The organism is Rhodospirillaceae bacterium (assembly GCA_016722635.1).
GTDB lineage: Bacteria > Pseudomonadota > Alphaproteobacteria > JAEUKQ01 > JAEUKQ01 > JAEUKQ01.
Genome location: JADKIX010000010.1, coordinates 380986 through 399593, shown reverse-complemented (window position 1 = coordinate 399593; position 18608 = coordinate 380986). Strand labels below are relative to the sequence as shown.

Sequence of the window (18608 nt, the reverse complement as noted above, 5' to 3'; positions counted from 1 at the left end):
TGTCGTTACTGATACCGATACTGATGTTATTGCAGGGCAAAGGTATTTCATAGATTGTTAAAATTTTGAAAGGGAAGTTAGCGATGAATAACAAAACCCAAATAAAATCTTCTGCTAACAGATTATTGCCTAAAATCAACCTCGTGACCTTGGGTGTTAAGAATTTTGATAAGTCCCTGGCTTTTTACCGCGACGGGTTAGGATGGAAGGCCCAGGTTCAGGATGATGTGGCCTTTTTCCCGCTTAACGGTATTATCCTAGCTATATACCCGCGCGAGAAATTAGCTGAGGACGCGCATGTGCCAAGCACCGGCAGCGGTTTTTCAGGCATTACCCTGGCTTATAATACAAGCAGCGCAAAAGAAGTGGATGAACTTTTGCAGTTTGTTGAAAAATTGGGGGCAAAAATTGTGAAAAAAGCCCAGAAAGTTTTTTGGGGCGGTTATAGCGGCTATTTCGCCGATCCCGATGGTCATTTGTGGGAAGTAGCCTATAACCCCTTCTGGAAAATGGATAAGAACGGGAATGTGGTGCTGCCTTAAATGGGCTAATTCAGGTAGTATTTTCTTAAATGATGGGGAAATCTAGCATGAGCGGTTTGGAAACAAAACATTTATCCAAACAAAAACCATCTTTGTCCGCTATCACCGTCCACTACTTAGCTCAATTTCAAAAACCAACAACCAACCCGCTAATAATGCCGGATAGTGGACTGCAAATTACCCGGATTGTTAATCCCCCACTTCCTTTTTACCGGTTTCTCTATAATTCAGTGGGGGAACCTTGGTTTTGGTATGAACGCCGGATGTTAAATGACCAACAATTGTTACCCCTGCTCCATCATTCAGGTATCCATCTCTGTGTTGTTTACCAGCATGGATTGCCCATCGGTTATACCGAGATCAGCCTCCAATCCATGCCAGTAGTGGATCTGTCTTATTTTGGTTTAATGCCGTGGGCTTTGGGCAAAGGCATTGGCAAGTGGCTGTTGGATTGGAGCCTGCATTATATCTGGGCGTTTAACCCTGAAAAAATCTTGGTGAATACGTGCAGCCTAGATCACCCCAAAGCTTTATCAACCTATTTAAACGCAGGATTTCAGCAAATCCGTAGCGAAGAAAAAATGCTTGACATGGCAAAGATTAAAGAAATTATGAAAAAATCAACATCTTATGTGACAGATGCGTAAAATTTATTAGCAAAATATTCGACCCCTATCGTTGGTAAAAAGCTGTTCGCATAATGAGGTATAAAACACGGCCAACCAGATAAAATTTCTTAGAAAGAACATAACGAAAATCATGTTTATTCCCAAACAATTCCGGCAAGATGACAAAAATATGGTGATGGAAGCTGTAAAAACCATAAGGTTTGGGGTTTTAGTGGTTTTTTCCGAAGGAAGGTTTTTCTCTTCCCACCTACCCTTCATCATTCGGGAAGAAAACAATCAGATGATTTTAGAAGGACATGTATCCCGCGCCAACGAATTATGGAAACATGCTGCCAAAGAAAATCCGGCGATGGTCATTTTCCAAGGCGAGCATGCCTATATCCATCCCGGCTGGTATGAAACAAAAAAAACCACCGGCAAAGTGGTGCCCACCTGGAATTATCAGGTCATTCACCTTCACGGATTTGCTGAAAAGCAGGAAGAACCAGGCTGGCTTCTCAATCATTTGGAAAAACTGGTCACGCACAACGAAGCTGATCAAAAAAATCCTTGGAAAATTCCGGATGCCCCACAGGATTATATTGATGGCTTGACCCGGGCAATTGTGGGAATCCAATTTCAAGTGGAGCGATTTGAGGCTGCTTTAAAAATGAACCAGCATCATCCGCAAGAAAATAGGTTGGGCGTGATAGAGGGGTTAAAGTCTTCCGCCAATTTTCATGACCGAGCGGTTGGTGACATCATGCAAAAATTAGAAGCAAGGCGCGATAAAAAGTAAAGCCCACCAGGTTTTTAGGCCATAAAGTTATTTGCTGACATAAATCCAAGCCAATGCGCCGGATAGGAGGACGGCCGATACGCGTTTATAATCCTCGGCTTCATATCGATCGGCAGCCAGCAGTTCGGCCCAAGTCACTTTAAAAAGGGTGCCCTTTATCAGATTCCGCCTTTGGCCTGTATATCTTACCATGATATGGATAATTTTTCCGCTCACTCTCATAATATGCGGATCTCTAATGATCAATTCAGATAATCTATACCCTGGTAAAACATCTGGTTGACCTGCCACCCTGCGCCCGAAAATGTTTAATTGGTCTTCTCCAAATTGCAGGTTATTATAAGAAAAAAGCTTGGCCATTTTTATCATTTTTTTTCAGCTCAAGGTAGAATGAAAAGGGATTTGCAAAATAACTTAAGATAAAATGACTTGCTTTTATTAAGTGGTGCGGGCGGCGGGACTCGGACCCGCACGCCTATTCGGCACAAGATTTTAAGTCTTGTGAGTCTACCAGTTTCTCCACGCCCGCATTTGAAACAACCATTTTATGCTATTGCTGATTGATCAACCTATACACAAATAAAAAAAAGCAGCCAAATATGCAACTGTTTTCGTAAAATATTTTTATTCGCCCAAATAGGAAGCAGCCAAATCATGCTTTAGCAAAAACTAGGAAACATGCTGGCGGGTAATCCATCCGCCCCCTAACACCCGCTCACCTTCATAAAAAACACAAGCCTGGCCGGGGGAAACCCCTAATTGGGCTTCATCGAAAACAATCCGGCCGGTTTGCCCATCCTGCGTATATAAAGTGGCGGCAATCGGTTGGCTGGCCGAACGTACCTTCACCGTAAGGCTGCGCCCTTCATACCCAGCGAATGGGCCCCCTAACCAATTAATATCCCGTAACAAAATTTCAGGGACAGCCAAGGCCGATTTTGGCCCCACCACTACTTGGGCTTTTTCCGGGATTAATTTAATAACATATAAAGGCTCGCCATCACCCAAAGCAATGCCGATGCCACGGCGTTGGCCGACGGTAAAATGTATAATCCCTTCATGTTTACCTAAAACCCGCCCATCCGTATGGATAATGTCCCCGGCTGTGATAGCACCCGGACGTAATTTTTCAACGATTTTACTGTAATTACCGGTCGGGACGAAACAAATATCTTGGCTGTCCGGTTTTGCTGCAACCTCAAGCCCCATATCCTTAGCCATCTGGCGGGTAACGGATTTAGGAATGCCGCCCAAGGGGAAACGCAAAAAATCTAATTGCGCTTGGGTGGTAGCAAACAAAAAATAACTTTGATCCCGATCCAAATCATGCGAGCGGTAAAGGCCCGCCCCGCCCTGCCCTGGCAACCGCCGGGCATAATGCCCGGTTGCTAAAGCTTCCGCCCCTAAATCTTTGGCCATTCCCAATAAATCTTTAAACTTCACCTGACGGTTGCATTGGACGCAAGGAATGGGGGTTTCCCCCTGTAAATAACTGTCCGCAAAATTATTGATGACGGATTGCCGAAATTTTTCTTCATAATCCAACACGTAATGGGGAATTCCCAATTGATCGGCCACCCGCCGGGCATCGTGGATATCTTGGCCTGCACAACAAGCGCCTTTGCGGTCAACCGCCACCCCATGATCATAAAGCTGCAGCGTGATCCCGATGACATCATATCCCATTTGGGATAATATTCCAGCGGTCACCGAGCTATCGACCCCACCCGACATCGCCACCACCACCCGCGTTTTTGAGGGAGCTTTCGGTAAATCCAAATCAAGATGACCTATATCTGCAATCCGCACGTCCAAGTTATTCCTTATTTTATGCCAAACCCCATCATATATGGCATAGGTAAATGTTTTTATCAATGTTTGAGGCTGATGATTTTTAAATGGTGCAAAAATCAACGCAAATGTTGTAACAAGTGATAAAGGCTATTGATGGGCGCCGGATCCCCTAACAACCCCAATTGCAACGAAAAATGACCTTGGCGGCGCTCAAATAAATGATTTGTTTTCACTTGCCACTTGATCGCCAGTTCCTTAGCACGCTGATAACTGGTCACTTGATCCTTATTTCCCATCACCATGATAATATGGTTAGGGTTGATGGGCGGTTCAACGCTCACTTGGACAAGCGGTTGATAACCATCTAATTTGTCTTTTGACCATCCTGCTTGCGTTAATGCCGCAGATAGGCCGGATTTTATGCATAATTGGCTGTCGCCAGCAAGGGCTAAAATATCGGGATCTGTAGCCGACAAATATAAAATATCTGGTTGCGGGTAAAGTTGTAACCGCTTATTTAAAGAGACGTAAGTTTGGCTGCTTAAAGCCCCCAAGCTGGTGCCGCCCAAAGCCACCGGACCTTTATTTTCAAGTTTACACCAATGCAGCAAAACCCCAATCTCATGCACCTGCTGCATCATGAATTCAACCAAAGCGGGTGGCGCACCGGCAAAGATACGCTCACCATCATAATATCCTGGCGGGCACCGCCTTCCATGCGCCGATGATTCCAAGCGGATGACTCGAATACCGCAATTGATCAAATGTCCAATTTCCGGCTCCAGCGGCAATCCCGATAATTCCCCTTCCATCCCCCAGCCATGACAATAAATAAATGTTCCTTGGTTTTTGGATGAGGGGGGCTCAAACACCCTAGCCCAAACATTTTCCAACCCATTCGAAAAAGTCAGCCAATATTGCTGGCCCTTTTGGGTCGGCAATTTCTTGGAAACATTAATGACTGGTAGTTTTTGGGATAAGCTGATGACCTGCTGGAATATAGCGTCCGTTTTTATAGGCTGATGGGACGCATCCGGCACATGAAAATTGATTTTCGGTAATCGCAAGCTTGAGGCATAGGGCAGTAATTTTCTTTTCCCTTGGATCATCCAGCGTTGCCAGGCTTGCTGCTGATGCTGATTTGCCTCCCATATTTTTTCATCAGAAAAATCCTGGCTAGCCCACATGATGTTTTGCCAAAGCTGTTCTTGTGCCACAGCCTCTTTCTGCCAACCTTTTAAAAGGTCATATATTTTTACAAAATTAGGACGATGCTTTAAGGGGGGGATTTGCGCCCATAATTGTTCAATACTGCCATTGGGATCGCCAACCAAGGCCCATAATTTTGACAACGGCATGATTTTTTGGGTTATGGCCCATAAACAGATGGGGTCTACCCATGGTCGGGCGATCATGCGATTGACGTAAAATGATCTGATCCAAGCAGGCCAGGCCGGTAATTGAATATGTTTGGGTGGCAAGCCTTTACTGCCTTTAGGGGTTTGCGTAACCAATCGTTATTTCAGCAAATTTCTGGAGCTTGCCGGAACGCGGACAATAATCCCATCCAGTTCTTCTGTTAACCGGATTTGGCATCCAAGCCTTGAAGTTTTTGTTACGCCAAAAGCTAAATCCAACATATCTTCTTCGTCTTCCGAAGGTTCCGGCAATGATTCAAACCAAGTCGGGTCAATAATAACATGGCAGGTTGAACAAGCCAGTGAACCCTCACACGCCCCTTCTAAATCTATATTATGACGGTGGGCAACTTCTAGAAGAGATAACCCAATCGGGGCAATCACTTCAAGCTTGCTGTTATCTGGATTAATGAAAATTACCTTTGGCATCACGTTTTCTCCAATAAGACTATATCCAAATTTGGATAACAATTTATCGCAACCTGTCAATAGAAGATTACCAGGTTACCTTAAAATAATCTTTAAAATATTGGAAAAGAAGAAAAATAACTGGATTTCAGCAACGTCTTAAAAATTTTTTCTACCGGAAGGGCGAAGCAATGGAATATGTTATCGTGAGGAGGAATAAATAGCCCATTGCTCCGCCGCATATAAGTAGCACATTCACAATAATAATCTGTAATATTAATTACATTTATATAAAAATAATTTCAGCCCTATTAGGCAGTTGAATACCGGGTTTACTTAAAATCACCTTGACAATATTTAATTCAATGTTTAGAAACTATTTAACATTGGTTTTTCAAATTTTTTTGACGTTTTTTTTATCAAAGAAACAGATTTTTTACAGTAGAAATTACCTTAACTTCCCCCGCGACCTTTAAGGTGGGCGATGGCTGAAGAATCATCAAATCCCCTGACCTATACCCATAAGCCTTTGCCCGTCGCTGAAGAAATAGACACCTATCCCCAAGGTCTGGGCGGGTGGATGGTTTTGATTTGTTTCTTTGTTATTGGCTCGTTCGTGTTGTCATTGAGAGATATCGTCGACCCTCAACCAGGATTTGGTTTTAATAATCTTAGACTGCTGATGCACAGTGAAGACCCGGCATTAACGCAATTATTTTATTTGGTTTTAATTTACCAAATAATGGCGGTGATCTATATAATTTTTGCTGGTTTTTTAATTGTCCTGCTTTTTACTAAAAATAAAAAATTTCCTGCCCTATATACCTTTTTTCTGATCACTGAGACAATTTGGTCTCTTGGGGTGTATTTTTGGGGTGTTTCCATGGTAGAAATTTCATTATGGAAAGATATTGATATTTATTCAATGCTGGGCATTGTATTACTTGTATTAATAATGATGTTACCCATAGCTTGTATCGTCGTTTATTTACGGCGTTCGCGGCGAGTTAAGGCGACCTTCATCAATTCTTGGTAAGACGCCGAATAACAAAAATGCCTGAATAGGACAAAATATCCCCACTATCCTTCCAATTTGAATTTTTTAAATTTACAATAACTTGTTTTGTAAATAATCAATCGCTTGTTGAATATCTTCCGTGCGACTAAACCTGCCTAAACTAAAACGGATAGAAGCTTGGGCCAAATCTTTCGGTAACCCCAAAGCCTGCAATACATAAGAAGGTTCAATATCGCTGGCGCTACAAGCGGAACCTGAAGATACAGCTAATTGCGGCAACATATTTAAAACCTTTTTACCTGCCAAATGGGTAAAACAAACATTAAGATTCCCTGCGTATCTTTGCTGTTCATGGCCGTTTAATCGAATGCTTGGAAAAACATTCTGCAATTCCCGCCATAATTGCTGTTGCAGCGATTTTATATGTTTCGTATCCTGCCTCATCTCCTGTTGTGCAATCTCACAGGCGGCCCCAAGACCTACGCATAAAGGGGTTGGCAGGGTACCCGAACGCAAGCCGCGTTCCTGCCCGCCGCCATAAAACAATGGCTGCAAACGAACCCGCGGCCGGTGACGTATATATAAGGCGCCTATCCCCTTGGGCCCGTAAATTTTATGGCCGGAGATACTTAAAAGATCAATATTCATCGGGTTAACGGAAATCTCTAATTTACCAACCGCTTGCGCCGCGTCACAATGGAACAATATGCCTTGTTGCCTGCATATTTGGCCAATTTTATCAACATCTTGAATAACCCCGATTTCATTATTCACCATCATGAGGGAAATCATCCCGGTATCCGGCTGAATGGCCTGCTTTAAATCCTGCAAATGAACCAATCCATCTGCTTGAACGGGCAAAAAGGTGACTTGAAACCCTTCTTTTTCCAATTGCCTGGCAGATTCCAACACACATTTATGCTCCGTCACCCAGGTGATCAGATGTCTCTTACGCCCCCCCATCCCCCTCATACCGCCAAGGATAGCCAGATTATTGGATTCCGTGGCCCCAGAGGTAAAGATGATTTCACGCGGCTCCGCCCCGATAAGACCAGCAATCTGCTGCCGAGCATTTTCAATTGCTTGCTGGGCGAACTGCCCCGGCTGATGATCAATAGCATGGGGATTGGCGAAATACCTGGAGAACCAAGGCAACATTTTTTCAACCACCCTTGGATCCGTTGGTGTTGAAGCCTGATAATCAAAGTAAAGGACCTGTTGTTCCATCTAACACCTATAACACGCACAAATAAAAATAATTGGTCTTTATATCCTTGGGTATAATCTTTCCCAAATTGAAATAAAATCAGATATTTCCCTATGGGTCGTATCCCAACCAAAACTCAGCCGCACCGCGCCCCCAACATGCGCCTGGGGAACACCCATTGCCTTTAATACCGCAGATTCTTTTACTTTCCCTGATGAACAGGCGCTGCCGCTACTAACTGCAATTCCCGCTAAATCCAATTTCATCAATTGCTGCATGCCCGTTATATGAGGCATGGAAAAACAGCTGGTATTAGGAATACGATCTGCACCCTTACCATGAATGAGAATTTCCGCATTGGATTGGAGTAAATATTCTTCTATTTCATCCCGCCATTGTTTTAACCTAATATATAATTCTGCCTGTTCTGCAAAAGCCTGACTTGCCGCCACAGAAAATCCAGTGACCGCAGCCACATTCTCGGTTCCACCGCGCCTACCACGTTCCTGTCCCCCTCCTTTGATTAAAGGGGCAACTTCTTCGCCACTTCCCGTGATAATAGCACCACATCCAACCGGGCCACCAATTTTATGGGAGGAAAAAGTTAGAAAATCAATTTTTTGATTGCTCAAGGGAAGCCGGCCGATTGCTTGGGTGGCATCGGTATGAAGTAACGCATTAAATCTCTGGCAAAGGGCAGCGATATCATCAATCGGCTGAATAACGCCTGTTTCACTGTTCGCCATCATCACCGAGACTAGGGTTTTAGCCAATTGTTTTTTTAAAAATTGTTCAAGATAATTGAGGTCGGTTACCCCTTGTTGATCAACTGGGATCACGTGGGCGCTGGATACGACCGCTTTAACCGATTCATGTTCTGTAGCGGAAATCGCAATTTGCTGGCAGCCGCTTCCCAATAAAACCATATTATTGGCCTCCGTACAACTGGCGGTAAATAGGCACCGACTGGCCGTCACCTTAAATAATTGAGCGATTGTTTCCCTTGCTTCTTCAAGTCCATTATGAGCTTTCCGCCCATACCAATGGACAGAGGATGGATTGCCCACTTGTGCAAGTATTTTCATCATAGCTGTCAATACTTGCGGGCGGATAGGGGACATCGCATTATGGTCAAAGTAAATGCGTTTCATTTGCACAGGAACGACCTTTCTTTACCAATACAACCCATATATTTTCTTAAGCTATAAAGTCAGTTTCATTACTTATTTTATCTATCTTTTACCGTCATGAACATATCCATTTTCTTCTTTAGTTCCAAAATTTCTTGTTGCTGATTTTCTAAAATATGTAAAATCGGATCCGGGATATGATGGTCAGAGATTCCATAAGCCGCAAATTTATTGGCCGCATGATGAGGCTTATGCAAAGCACGGGCTGGTATACCGCTGACCGTGGTATCTTCCGGCACATCATGTAAAACCACGGCATTTGCCCCGACCCTGGCATTCCTGCCGATTGTTATGGGGCCTAAAATCTGTGCGCCCGCGCCAATGATCACCCCGTTTTTCAACGTAGGATGGCGCTTGCGGTTAATTTGGGACAAGGCATTTACGGCAGGTGCAACACCCCCTAATGTCACCGCATGATATAAGGTAACATCATCTTCAATTTCTGCTGTCTCGCCAATGACTACCCCCATCCCATGATCAATAAATAATCGTTTGCCGATTTTAGCAGCAGGATGGATTTCTATCCCCGTACACCAACGCCCCCAATGGGAAACCCACCGCGCTAGAAAATAAAGACGGTGATGCCATAGGCAAGAAGCCGTACGATAGAAAAATAAAATATGGAACCCAGGATAAGAAAAAACGATTTCCCAACGGGAGCGTGCGGCTGGATCCCGAAGTTTCATCGAATCAATTTGCTGAATTATTTTTTTCACAATTCTTCTCTTATACTCAACAATTGCAACTATTTTTCCCCTATCATTTCTTGCCAACATTCTTGATAGTTGGGTTAGTTACATGATCTATTGCAATGTTTAAATAATATAGTGCACTATTTTCTTCCAGTATCTATGAAAAATCTTTTAACTTTTTTATCCTAATCCGGAACAATTATCAGGGATAATAAAATTATCGTCTAAATATTATAAATAGCTGATTATAAAGTCATGATTTTATTCCTGTTGTAATTTTTTATTGGAATATAATCCCCCTTATTTCATGACAATATTTTCTTGCTACAAAATCTATCCCGGGTAACGCCAAAAAATGGTTGTCGTTATTTGATAAAATAGTTATGGTGGTTCTTCATTTTATAAAGCGAGTATAATTATGCCAGATGTTATTATTAATGGCCCTGCTGGGCGGATCGAAGCGCGTTATCTGCCAAGCAGCCAACCAGATGCAGGGGTAGCTTTAATTTTACATCCACACCCTTTGCACGGTGGAACTATGAATAATAAAGTGGTTTACACCCTGTACAATACTTTTTCGAAACAAGGTTTTTCGGTACTGCGCTTTAATTTCCGTGGAATTGGCCGTTCACAAGGGCAATTTGATAATGGAGAGGGTGAACTAAGCGATGCTGCCGCTGCCCTCGATTGGTTACAAAACTACAACCCCAATGCAAAAAGTTGTTGGATTGCTGGTTTTTCTTTCGGTGCGTGGATTGCGATGCAACTACTAATGCGTCGCCCGGAAATTGAAAGTTTTGTGGCGGTTGGATTGCCCGCAAATATGTATGATTTTTCTTTCCTAGCCCCCTGCCCAACCTCTGGATTCATTGTTCATGGGCAAAACGACGCAGTTGTCCCCCATGAAGCAGTTGAAAAACTTTTGAAGAAACTTTCTCATCAACGGGGGATTAATCTACAATATCATTTAATGGCAAATGCCGATCATTTCTTTAACCAACATTTGGATCCTTTGTCCCAAAAAATTGAAGAATATTTGACAAATTTTTCAAAAATCGCCAAAACAGTCTCGGTTACTTCCAGAAGGCGTCAGCATCTCAATCAAGGAAATATTGATAAACTAATCACAGAAATGGATGATGATGACGGCCAAGATTAACGGAAACCTAATGAATGCCTAACAAAAAAAATCGAGAGGCTTAGATAAATAAAATGATAGTTTTTCCTATTCTTTTCGTTACTTTATAATGGCCAAGTTTTATCCTATATTCAAATGTAATTAATGACCCTTATTAAATGGAGCAACATATTTTGACAGCAATGTTTTTGAAAATTAAATCCGTGCGATTCGTTACGTTGTTAGCCACGGCTTTCCTGCCAGCGGTCGCCTACGCCCAACAACCAACAACAACTCCACCTGCCCAAACCACCCCTCCATCACAACCAACTTTAACGACCGAGCAGGTATGCCAAAGCTTGCTGGTTGCTGCGAAGGAAAAATTGAGTGCGACGGAGCTTGCTCAAGATTTAAATTATTGCCAAGAAAAATTAGGCACACTGGATGCAACTGTTTTCACAAACGGTGCTGTTTCAGTGGATCAAGCCATTAAACTGGAAGCAGCTTATTTTTGTGATATTTACCGCTCAACCTGGCTGTCTGCCGATAAAAAAGCCGCTTGTGCACCAGCTTTAGAAGCGTTGATCAAACAAAATCCTGATAAAAGGATTTTACAACCGTCACTTCCAGATCAACCAGATGCCCCAACCGATGTTTATAGCAAGCTGTTAGGCCCTAAATTAGGGATTACCCTGACAGATAGTCAAATTGCAACCACCAACATCCGCGTGTCTTGTGATTTATCGATATTTATTTTTGGCCGCAATATGCCGGAAGAGGTTGCCGTCGTGGTAGCTGAATATGGCTCGATCAGTAAAACCTTGGATGCTTGTACCAATGAAACCATGAACCAAGAATAAAAAGTCCTTTTTTTACTTTCTTAAGAAAGCCAGCAAAATAATTGCTGGCTTTCTTTCTACCCCATTGCATTTGTCATTTGAGAAACCCGGAATCTCAGGCACCCCATATGATAAGGAAGTATTTCAATAGTCCCTCCCCGCCCAATTCTTTAAAATATTTTGGCCTAGGGGGATTTTTGATTATTCCCTGTTTGCTGATTATTTTAAGTTTTGTTAGTTCCCTGTTGATTTTACTCCTCCGTAACTTTGATGCCGGATCTATAAAAACCTGGATAGCCGCTATTAATATGTTGTTGACTTTATGGCTGTGGCTATGGATGTTTGCACAAAAACGCTTATTTATCCCTTTAGCGATTACCTATTTTAGTGTTGCTATCTTGGTTTCGCTGATCAATTTGATTGCTTTCACCGATTTTAGATTTTTTTCAGCCATCATTATCTTTGTCATTCAAGTCATTTATTTCATAAAATCTAAGCGTGTACGCCTAACTTTTATTTATTAGCGTTACCTTCTTTTCAGTTATGTTATGGCTTCAACCCTGCTTTTTTATTTTTGATCCAACCTATTTTTTAAGACCCCCTAATGTCCCAATCATCCCTACGTTATCGTACCTTTTTAGCGATCTTTTTAATGGTAGCCGGAGTATTCTTAAGCAGCACGGGCAGTGCGTTAATTAAATTGACCAGCGATAATTATCCCATTAGTCAAATCCTTTTATTTCGAATGCTGATTGGATTGTTGCCAATCATCCTTTTTTCCCAAATCATACAAAAACAAAGTTTTTATCGAACCCGCCATTTGAAGCTTCAATTAATACGGGGCATCATTGGTTTCTTTGCCATGGGTTGTTTTTTTATTTCGTTGAAGCTTTTGCCTCTAGCGGAAGGGATTGCCCTGATTCTAGCCGGAACTATTTTTATTCCAATTCTGGCGTTTGTTTTTTTAAAAGAAAAAATCAATCGTCAATATTGGTTGGCTATCTTATTTGGCTTTGCGGGAGTGTTACTCATAACCAGACCTGGTGCAGATCTTTTTAATCCTGTCTCGCTGATTGCCCTAACATCGGCTATCCTATTTGCTGTATCCATCACCATGATCCGCTATTTAGGAAAACGTGATAATTTGGGCAGTACCACCTTTTATTTCACGGTTGTTTGCTTGGTTGGCGCCAGCCTTACCATCCCCTGGCAGTGGTTACAACCCGAAAGTTTCTTGGTTCGGCAGGATATTATCGGCTGGCAAGCCTTACCCTTCCGTGATTTAGCGGTGATTTGCCTCATAGGGTTAATCGGGGGAATTGCCCAATTAATGATGACACAAGCCTTTCGGTTAACCTCCCCGGTTATCCTTGCCCCTTTTGATTATATGGAAATTGTTTTCTCGGGGATGCTCGGTTATTTTTTCTGGCAAGAAATACCCGATTATTACCTGGTTGGCGGTGCAGGAATTATTATTGGCAGCGGGCTCTATATCATATATCAAGAACATAAAATCCATGCCAAATAATCATCCATTTTTAGTAAATCTAAGTGTAAATGATCTTGGCTGCATCCAAAACCAGAGTTGAGAATAGGCAGTTTTGAAACAAAAACTATCTTCGAAATTAAATCTTTTATGCTTTTTCAAACGTTTTGTTGATTTTTTGGTTGTATCTTATAGCTTATAATGGATTGAAATATTTGAGCCTCTTTATGAGCGGTTCTGATCCAAGATTATATTTGCATCTTTTTTTTAAAAGGTCCCCATGAATCATAGATCCAGGCCTTCCGTCGTTTCTGATCAAGATATGGCTAATGCCATCCGAGCGTTAGCTATGGATGCGGTTGAAAAAGCCCAAAGCGGGCATCCGGGGATGCCGATGGGAATGGCAGATGTGGCAACAGTTTTGTTCACCCAATTTTTAAAATTCGACCCCCAAGACCCTCATTGGCCGAATCGCGACCGTTTTGTTTTATCGGCAGGGCATGGATCGATGTTGTTGTATGCGGTTTTGTATTTATGCGGTTATGCGGATATGACCTTGGATGAAATTAAAAATTTTCGTCAAATGGGAAGCCGGACAGCGGGCCACCCAGAATATGGGCATGCGTCAGGCATTGAAACCACTACTGGCCCTTTAGGGCAAGGGTTGGCCAATGCCGTTGGTATAGCGCTTGCTGAAAAACATTTATCAGCCGAATTTGGTGGCGACCTTTTAAACCATCATACTTATGTCATAGTTGGCGATGGCTGTTTAATGGAAGGAATAAGTCAGGAAGCGATTACCTTTGCTGCTCATTACAATTTGAATAAATTAATTGTGCTTTTTGACGATAATAAAATTTCAATTGATGGCGCCACTTCTTTAAGCACCTCAGAAAATCAAATCACCCGGTTTCAGGCGTGCGGCTGGAACACGCAATCGATTGATGGCCATAATCCTAAAGAAATTAGCCAAGCAATCCTTCAAGCACAGCAAAGCCAGCGCCCCAGTTTGATTGCCTGTCGCACCATCATTGGGTACGGTGCACCTAAAAAGGCTGGTTCTGCCGCCACCCACGGCAGTCCTTTAGGGGCTGATGAAATCGCGGGGGCAAGGCAAAAATTAGGATGGGATCATCCTGCTTTCTTTATTCCTGAACCTATCCGGCAAGCATGGCTAACAGCTGCTTCCCGTCATCAAATCACCCGGAAGAAATGGTTGGATATGCTGGCAAAACATCCTTTGCAAAAAAAGTTTCAGCAACGGCTTAACCATCAGTTAACCGACAATATCCAGCAACCCTTGTTGCAATTAAAACAACAAATGGCTGCATCCGGCAGCAAATTGGCTACACGCCAATCTTCTCAATTAGTGCTTGATACATTGATGCCGTTGTTAAAGGAATTGCTTGGCGGATCGGCTGATTTAACAGGATCCAATAATACAAAAGCTAAAAACACATCGCTTTTAGATGCCAAGTCCCCCGGCGGTCATTATATCCATTACGGCATCCGCGAACATGCAATGGCCGCCATGATGAACGGATTAGCCCTTTATGGTGGAATCATCCCGTTTGGCGGGACGTTTTTAGTATTTAGTGATTATGCCAAACCCGCTATCCGTTTATCTGCGTTAATGGGATTAAGGGTTATTTATGTTTTAACCCATGATTCAATTGGTTTAGGGGAAGACGGCCCTACCCATCAGCCCATCGAACAACTGGCCAGCCTGCGGTCTATACCCAATATCTTGGTATTACGCCCAGCCGACAGCATTGAAACAGCAGAAAGTTGGGAAATTGCCTTAGAACAAACCAATCGGCCCAGTGCAATTGTTTTGACAAGGCAAGCTGTTCCCTTGGTAAGATCATCCCCCTTTGCCGAAAATTTGTCTAAACGCGGCGGATATGTTTTGAAGCAATCTCCACTCCCTTCCCAAATTACCCTTATATCTACCGGATCAGAAATATCGGTGGCATTGGATGTGCAAAACCAATTGGAAAAAAATAATATCGGCAGCACCGTGGTATCGATGCCTTGCTGGCGTTTATTTGATGAACAGCCCGCTTCCTATCAGCAGCAAGTTTTAGGAAAATCCGGTGTTTTGAAAGTGGCTATTGAAGCCGCTGCCGATTTTGGCTGGCATAAATATATTGGTGAAAATGGTATATTTATTGGTATGTCCGGGTTCGGCGCGTCAGGCCCTGCCAGCGATCTTTATAAACATTTTAAAATAACTGCTGAAAATGTGGTAGAAAAAATTGTGCAACGACTATCAACAATCCCAAAAAAATAAGGAAGAATGAACATGGCTATTCGGGTTGCTATTAATGGATTTGGGCGTATTGGCCGCTTGGTTTTAAGATCGATTATGGAAAGCGGCCGCCAAGATATCGAGGTTATTGCCATTAATGATTTAGGCCCTGTCGAAACCAATGCCCACTTATTGCGTTATGACAGCGTCCATGGAACTTTTGCTGGCAAAGTTGAAAGTAAAGAAAATGCTATCCATGCAGGAAGAAATTGGATCCATGTCAGTGCCGAGAAAGACCCAAGCAAACTACCTTGGAAAAATTTAAATATTGATGTGGTGATGGAATGCACCGGTATTTTTACCTCGCGTGATAAGGCTTCTGCCCATTTAACCGCTGGCGCCAAGAAAGTTTTGATTTCAGCCCCCTCTAATGATGCGGATTTAACCGTGGTTTACGGTATTAACCACCATAAGATTTTGGCCAAACATACGTTAATATCAAATGCCTCCTGTACCACAAACTGTTTGGTACCTGTCGCTTATGTCTTACATCAAGCAGTTGGTATTGAACGGGGATACATGACCACTATCCATAGTTACACCGGCGATCAACCGGTCCTTGATACGATGCACAAAGACTTATATCGTGCCCGCGCTGCAGCCTTATCTATTATCCCGACCACCACTGGGGCTGCCAAAGCGGTTGGCCTGGTATTACCTGAACTTGCTGGCAGATTAGATGGCACCGCTATCCGTGTGCCCACACCCAATGTTTCTATGGTGGATTTTAAATTCGTTCCCACCCGCAAAACCAACGTCCAAGAGATCAACGAAGCCATACTGGCCGCCTCCAAGGGTGCCTTAAAAGGTATTTTAATCACCAATGATCAGCCGCTGGTATCCAGCGATTTCAATCACAACCCGGCCAGCTCGATTTTTGATTTGAAACAGACCCAAGTCATTGACGGCCAGTTTGTCCGCGTCATGGCATGGTATGATAATGAATGGGGTTTTTCCAACCGCATGTCTGATACCGCTGTCGCTATGGCAAAAGCAAATAAATAATAAGACTTTATGGGGATTTGATTGCCAGTTTTTGTTAACATTATAGCGAAGCAAAGGATGATTCAGATCGCTTTTGAAACCTTGGCGGATGTTATGCTGGTTGCTGAAGAATGCCATCCCTTGCTTCCTCGCATCATATTTTGGAGCCCCAAGAATGCCGCTGTCACCCACGGGCCTAGTTGGTTTTTTCATTTGACCCGCCAGGCCCAAGAAAAAATAATGTTTCCTATCCAAGCAATCCTGGATTGCGGTGATCGCCCCGATCTTGTCCAACAGTCTTTGTCTTTGGGGATCAAGAAAGTTTGCTTTCAAGGAGAGCATACAGTCTTTAAAAAACTACAGCAAATTGCGGCTTTTTATCAGGCAGATCTTTATGATCGACCCGAACAAGAAATATTAAATATATCTTGCCTCAATAATACAGATAAAAATATAAAAGAATATTTAAACTCAATGGGCGCTTAATTGAATTTTGCAGAATCTAGGTTTTGATTATTTATAAGAAAAGGAAAAACCCGAGATGTACATGACTTCCACCGTTAAAAAAATATTGGGACATTATGAAAGTGATAACCCCGGCACAAAAGCCAATATTGCCAAAATCATGATGCATGGCCATTTGGCAGGAAGCGGGCGTTTGGTTATTTTACCGGTTGACCAAGGTTTTGAGCATGGACCTGCCCGAAGTTTTATGATCAATCCTGCTGCTTATGACCCGCATTACCATTTCCAATTAGCGGTTGATGCTGGCTTGTCCGCTTTTGCAGCCCCATTAGGTTTATTAGAAGCGGGCGCCAATACTTTTGCTGGTGCCTTGCCACTAATTTTAAAGATGAATAGTTCAAATAGCTTAACAACAATAAAAGATCAGGCTTTTACCAGTACTGTCAAAGATGCTTTAAGATTGGGTTGTGTGGCTGTGGGCTTAACAATCTATCCAGGAGCTGATCAATCATATGAGATGATTGAGGAAGGGCGTGAAATCATTGCAGAAGCAAAATCTTGCGGTTTAGCAGCTGTCATCTGGTCATATCCGCGTGGCCCTTCCCTTTCAAAAAATGGGGAAACAGCTTTAGATGTTTGTGCGTATGCGGCCCATGTAGCTGCTCTGATGGGCGCACATATCATTAAAGTCAAAATACCCAGCAATTATATCGAACAGGAAGAAGCAAAAAAATTGTACCAACCACAGCAAGCCCGTTATGAACATTTGTCAGAGCGGATTGCCCATGTGGTCGAGGCCTGTTTTAACGGCCGCCGGTTGGTTGTGTTTTCCGGGGGGGCCACGAAGGAAAGCGATCCTCTACTGTTAGAAGCGCGCGCTATCCTAGATGGCGGCGGCAACGGTTCTATTATCGGCCGCAATTGCTTTCAACGTCCGCGGCAAGAGGCTTTACAATTACTCGAAAATTTAATTGCTATCTATTTGGGCAAAAAATAATTGGATACCAGCCAACTTTACCTTATTACGCCGCCACATTTGGCAATAGATTCGTTTTGTAAAACCTTGGAACAAATTTTGCAGGCGGTTCCGGTTGCTTGCCTCCAATTAAGGTTAAAACCATTACAAGAAGAAATGGTTATCGTATACGGCCAGAGAATAAAAAAAATTACCGATCATTTTGGTACATCTTTTATTATTAATGATCGACCTGATTTGGCGAAGAAGCTTAACGCGGATGGTGTCCATATTGGCCAGAAAGATATGGATTATGCAAAAAGTAGAAAGCTGTTGGGTCCAAATAAAATGATTGGCGTCACCTGCCATGCCTCAAAAGATCTGGCTTATCAAGCCGCAGAGGCCGGTGCTGATTATGTGGCTTTTGGCGCTTTCTTTCCGAGTGCCACCAAGCCTCAACCAGAAGGCCAAGCCACCCTTGAATTGATAAAAGACTGGCATCTCACCACCACTACCCCCTGCGTTGCGATAGGGGGGATTACCACAGAAAACTGTTTACCGTTAATTGAAGCGGGCGCTGATTTTCTAGCCGTTAGCAATGGACTTTGGAATCACCCGGAGGGTGCGGTTCATGCCGCAAAAAAATTCAATTTTATCTTCCGCCAATCCAAATAAGCAACTTGCCAATTTTATTTTTTTTACACAATGTTGGTTCATCAATACATTATAAATCATTGGTTATGTAGCTAATTAAGAGAACATACATTTTAACCCC

At 42.9% G+C, this 18608-nt stretch carries 20 protein-coding genes and 1 tRNA gene; 13 read left to right on the top strand and 8 right to left on the bottom strand.

Features of this window, described 5'->3' with window-relative positions:
* The first annotated feature begins 83 nt into the window (after positions 1-83).
* The 3 genes from IPP67_06190 to IPP67_06180 all read left to right on the top strand — a co-directional run bounded on the left by IPP67_06190 (position 84) and on the right by IPP67_06180 (position 1949).
* Positions 84-542: a VOC family protein gene (locus IPP67_06190; protein MBL0338753.1), complete on the top strand. Its 459-nt coding sequence runs from the start codon at positions 84-86 to the stop codon at positions 540-542.
* A gap of 29 nt (positions 543-571) precedes the next feature.
* A complete protein-coding gene (locus IPP67_06185) occupies positions 572-1189 on the top strand; it encodes a GNAT family N-acetyltransferase (protein MBL0338752.1) in 618 nt (205 codons plus the stop codon).
* Positions 1190-1301: 112 nt separating this feature from the next.
* Positions 1302-1949: an FMN-binding negative transcriptional regulator gene (locus IPP67_06180; protein ID MBL0338751.1), complete on the top strand. Its 648-nt coding sequence runs from the start codon at positions 1302-1304 to the stop codon at positions 1947-1949.
* Between the two features lie 27 nt (positions 1950-1976).
* Here IPP67_06180 and IPP67_06175 read toward each other — a convergent pair whose 3' ends face one another.
* From IPP67_06175 to IPP67_06155, 5 genes are all read right to left on the bottom strand, one after another.
* The gene (locus IPP67_06175; protein MBL0338750.1) at positions 1977-2318 is read right to left on the bottom strand and encodes a gamma-glutamylcyclotransferase; all 342 of its coding nucleotides are present in this window, start codon (positions 2316-2318) and stop codon (positions 1977-1979) included.
* 74 nt (positions 2319-2392) lie between these two features.
* Positions 2393-2478: transfer RNA gene (locus tag IPP67_06170), tRNA-Leu, on the bottom strand.
* A gap of 140 nt (positions 2479-2618) precedes the next feature.
* Positions 2619-3683 (bottom strand): tRNA 2-thiouridine(34) synthase MnmA, encoded by a 1065-nt coding sequence (mnmA, locus tag IPP67_06165; GenBank protein MBL0338749.1) that lies wholly within the window; start codon positions 3681-3683, stop codon positions 2619-2621.
* A 176-nt stretch (positions 3684-3859) separates the two neighbouring features.
* Positions 3860-5257, bottom strand: coding sequence for a hypothetical protein (locus tag IPP67_06160; protein ID MBL0338748.1), 1398 nt, complete (start codon positions 5255-5257; stop codon positions 3860-3862).
* Positions 5258-5260: 3 nt separating this feature from the next.
* Positions 5261-5590 carry a ferredoxin family 2Fe-2S iron-sulfur cluster binding protein gene (locus IPP67_06155; GenBank protein ID MBL0338747.1) on the bottom strand — a complete coding sequence of 110 codons (330 nt, stop codon included), beginning with the start codon at positions 5588-5590 and terminating at the stop codon, positions 5261-5263.
* A 463-nt stretch (positions 5591-6053) separates the two neighbouring features.
* On the opposite strand from IPP67_06155, the gene IPP67_06150 reads away from it, so the two are divergent.
* Positions 6054-6605 (top strand): DUF2569 family protein, encoded by a 552-nt coding sequence (locus IPP67_06150; GenBank protein ID MBL0338746.1) that lies wholly within the window; start codon positions 6054-6056, stop codon positions 6603-6605.
* Positions 6606-6677: 72 nt separating this feature from the next.
* Here IPP67_06150 and IPP67_06145 read toward each other — a convergent pair whose 3' ends face one another.
* The 3 genes from IPP67_06145 to cysE form a co-directional block, all read right to left on the bottom strand.
* Complete coding sequence (locus tag IPP67_06145) at positions 6678-7814, bottom strand: aminotransferase class V-fold PLP-dependent enzyme (protein MBL0338745.1); 1137 nt, start codon at positions 7812-7814, stop codon at positions 6678-6680.
* Between the two features lie 39 nt (positions 7815-7853).
* Positions 7854-8945 carry a cysteine desulfurase gene (locus IPP67_06140; GenBank protein MBL0338744.1) on the bottom strand — a complete coding sequence of 364 codons (1092 nt, stop codon included), beginning with the start codon at positions 8943-8945 and terminating at the stop codon, positions 7854-7856.
* Between the two features lie 77 nt (positions 8946-9022).
* Positions 9023-9760: a serine O-acetyltransferase gene (gene cysE, locus IPP67_06135; GenBank protein ID MBL0338743.1), complete on the bottom strand. Its 738-nt coding sequence runs from the start codon at positions 9758-9760 to the stop codon at positions 9023-9025.
* 334 nt (positions 9761-10094) lie between these two features.
* On the opposite strand from cysE, the gene IPP67_06130 reads away from it, so the two are divergent.
* The 9 genes from IPP67_06130 (at position 10095) to thiE (ending at position 18508) form a co-directional block, all read left to right on the top strand.
* Complete coding sequence (locus IPP67_06130; GenBank protein MBL0338742.1) at positions 10095-10835, top strand: alpha/beta hydrolase; 741 nt, start codon at positions 10095-10097, stop codon at positions 10833-10835.
* 152 nt (positions 10836-10987) lie between these two features.
* A complete protein-coding gene (locus tag IPP67_06125) occupies positions 10988-11653 on the top strand; it encodes a hypothetical protein (protein MBL0338741.1) in 666 nt (221 codons plus the stop codon).
* Positions 11654-11829: 176 nt separating this feature from the next.
* Positions 11830-12156, top strand: coding sequence for a hypothetical protein (locus IPP67_06120; protein ID MBL0338740.1), 327 nt, complete (start codon positions 11830-11832; stop codon positions 12154-12156).
* Between the two features lie 80 nt (positions 12157-12236).
* The gene (locus tag IPP67_06115) at positions 12237-13160 is read left to right on the top strand and encodes a DMT family transporter (protein ID MBL0338739.1); all 924 of its coding nucleotides are present in this window, start codon (positions 12237-12239) and stop codon (positions 13158-13160) included.
* A gap of 238 nt (positions 13161-13398) precedes the next feature.
* Entirely contained in the window at positions 13399-15411 is a 2013-nt protein-coding gene (gene tkt, locus IPP67_06110; GenBank protein MBL0338738.1) for a transketolase, read from the top strand.
* A gap of 12 nt (positions 15412-15423) precedes the next feature.
* Positions 15424-16434, top strand: coding sequence for a type I glyceraldehyde-3-phosphate dehydrogenase (gene gap / locus IPP67_06105; GenBank protein MBL0338737.1), 1011 nt, complete (start codon positions 15424-15426; stop codon positions 16432-16434).
* A 57-nt stretch (positions 16435-16491) separates the two neighbouring features.
* A complete protein-coding gene (locus tag IPP67_06100; protein ID MBL0338736.1) occupies positions 16492-16899 on the top strand; it encodes a hypothetical protein in 408 nt (135 codons plus the stop codon).
* Between the two features lie 55 nt (positions 16900-16954).
* Positions 16955-17875: a class I fructose-bisphosphate aldolase gene (locus IPP67_06095; protein MBL0338735.1), complete on the top strand. Its 921-nt coding sequence runs from the start codon at positions 16955-16957 to the stop codon at positions 17873-17875.
* Complete coding sequence (thiE, locus tag IPP67_06090; protein MBL0338734.1) at positions 17876-18508, top strand: thiamine phosphate synthase; 633 nt, start codon at positions 17876-17878, stop codon at positions 18506-18508.
* Positions 18509-18608 lie beyond the last annotated feature (100 nt).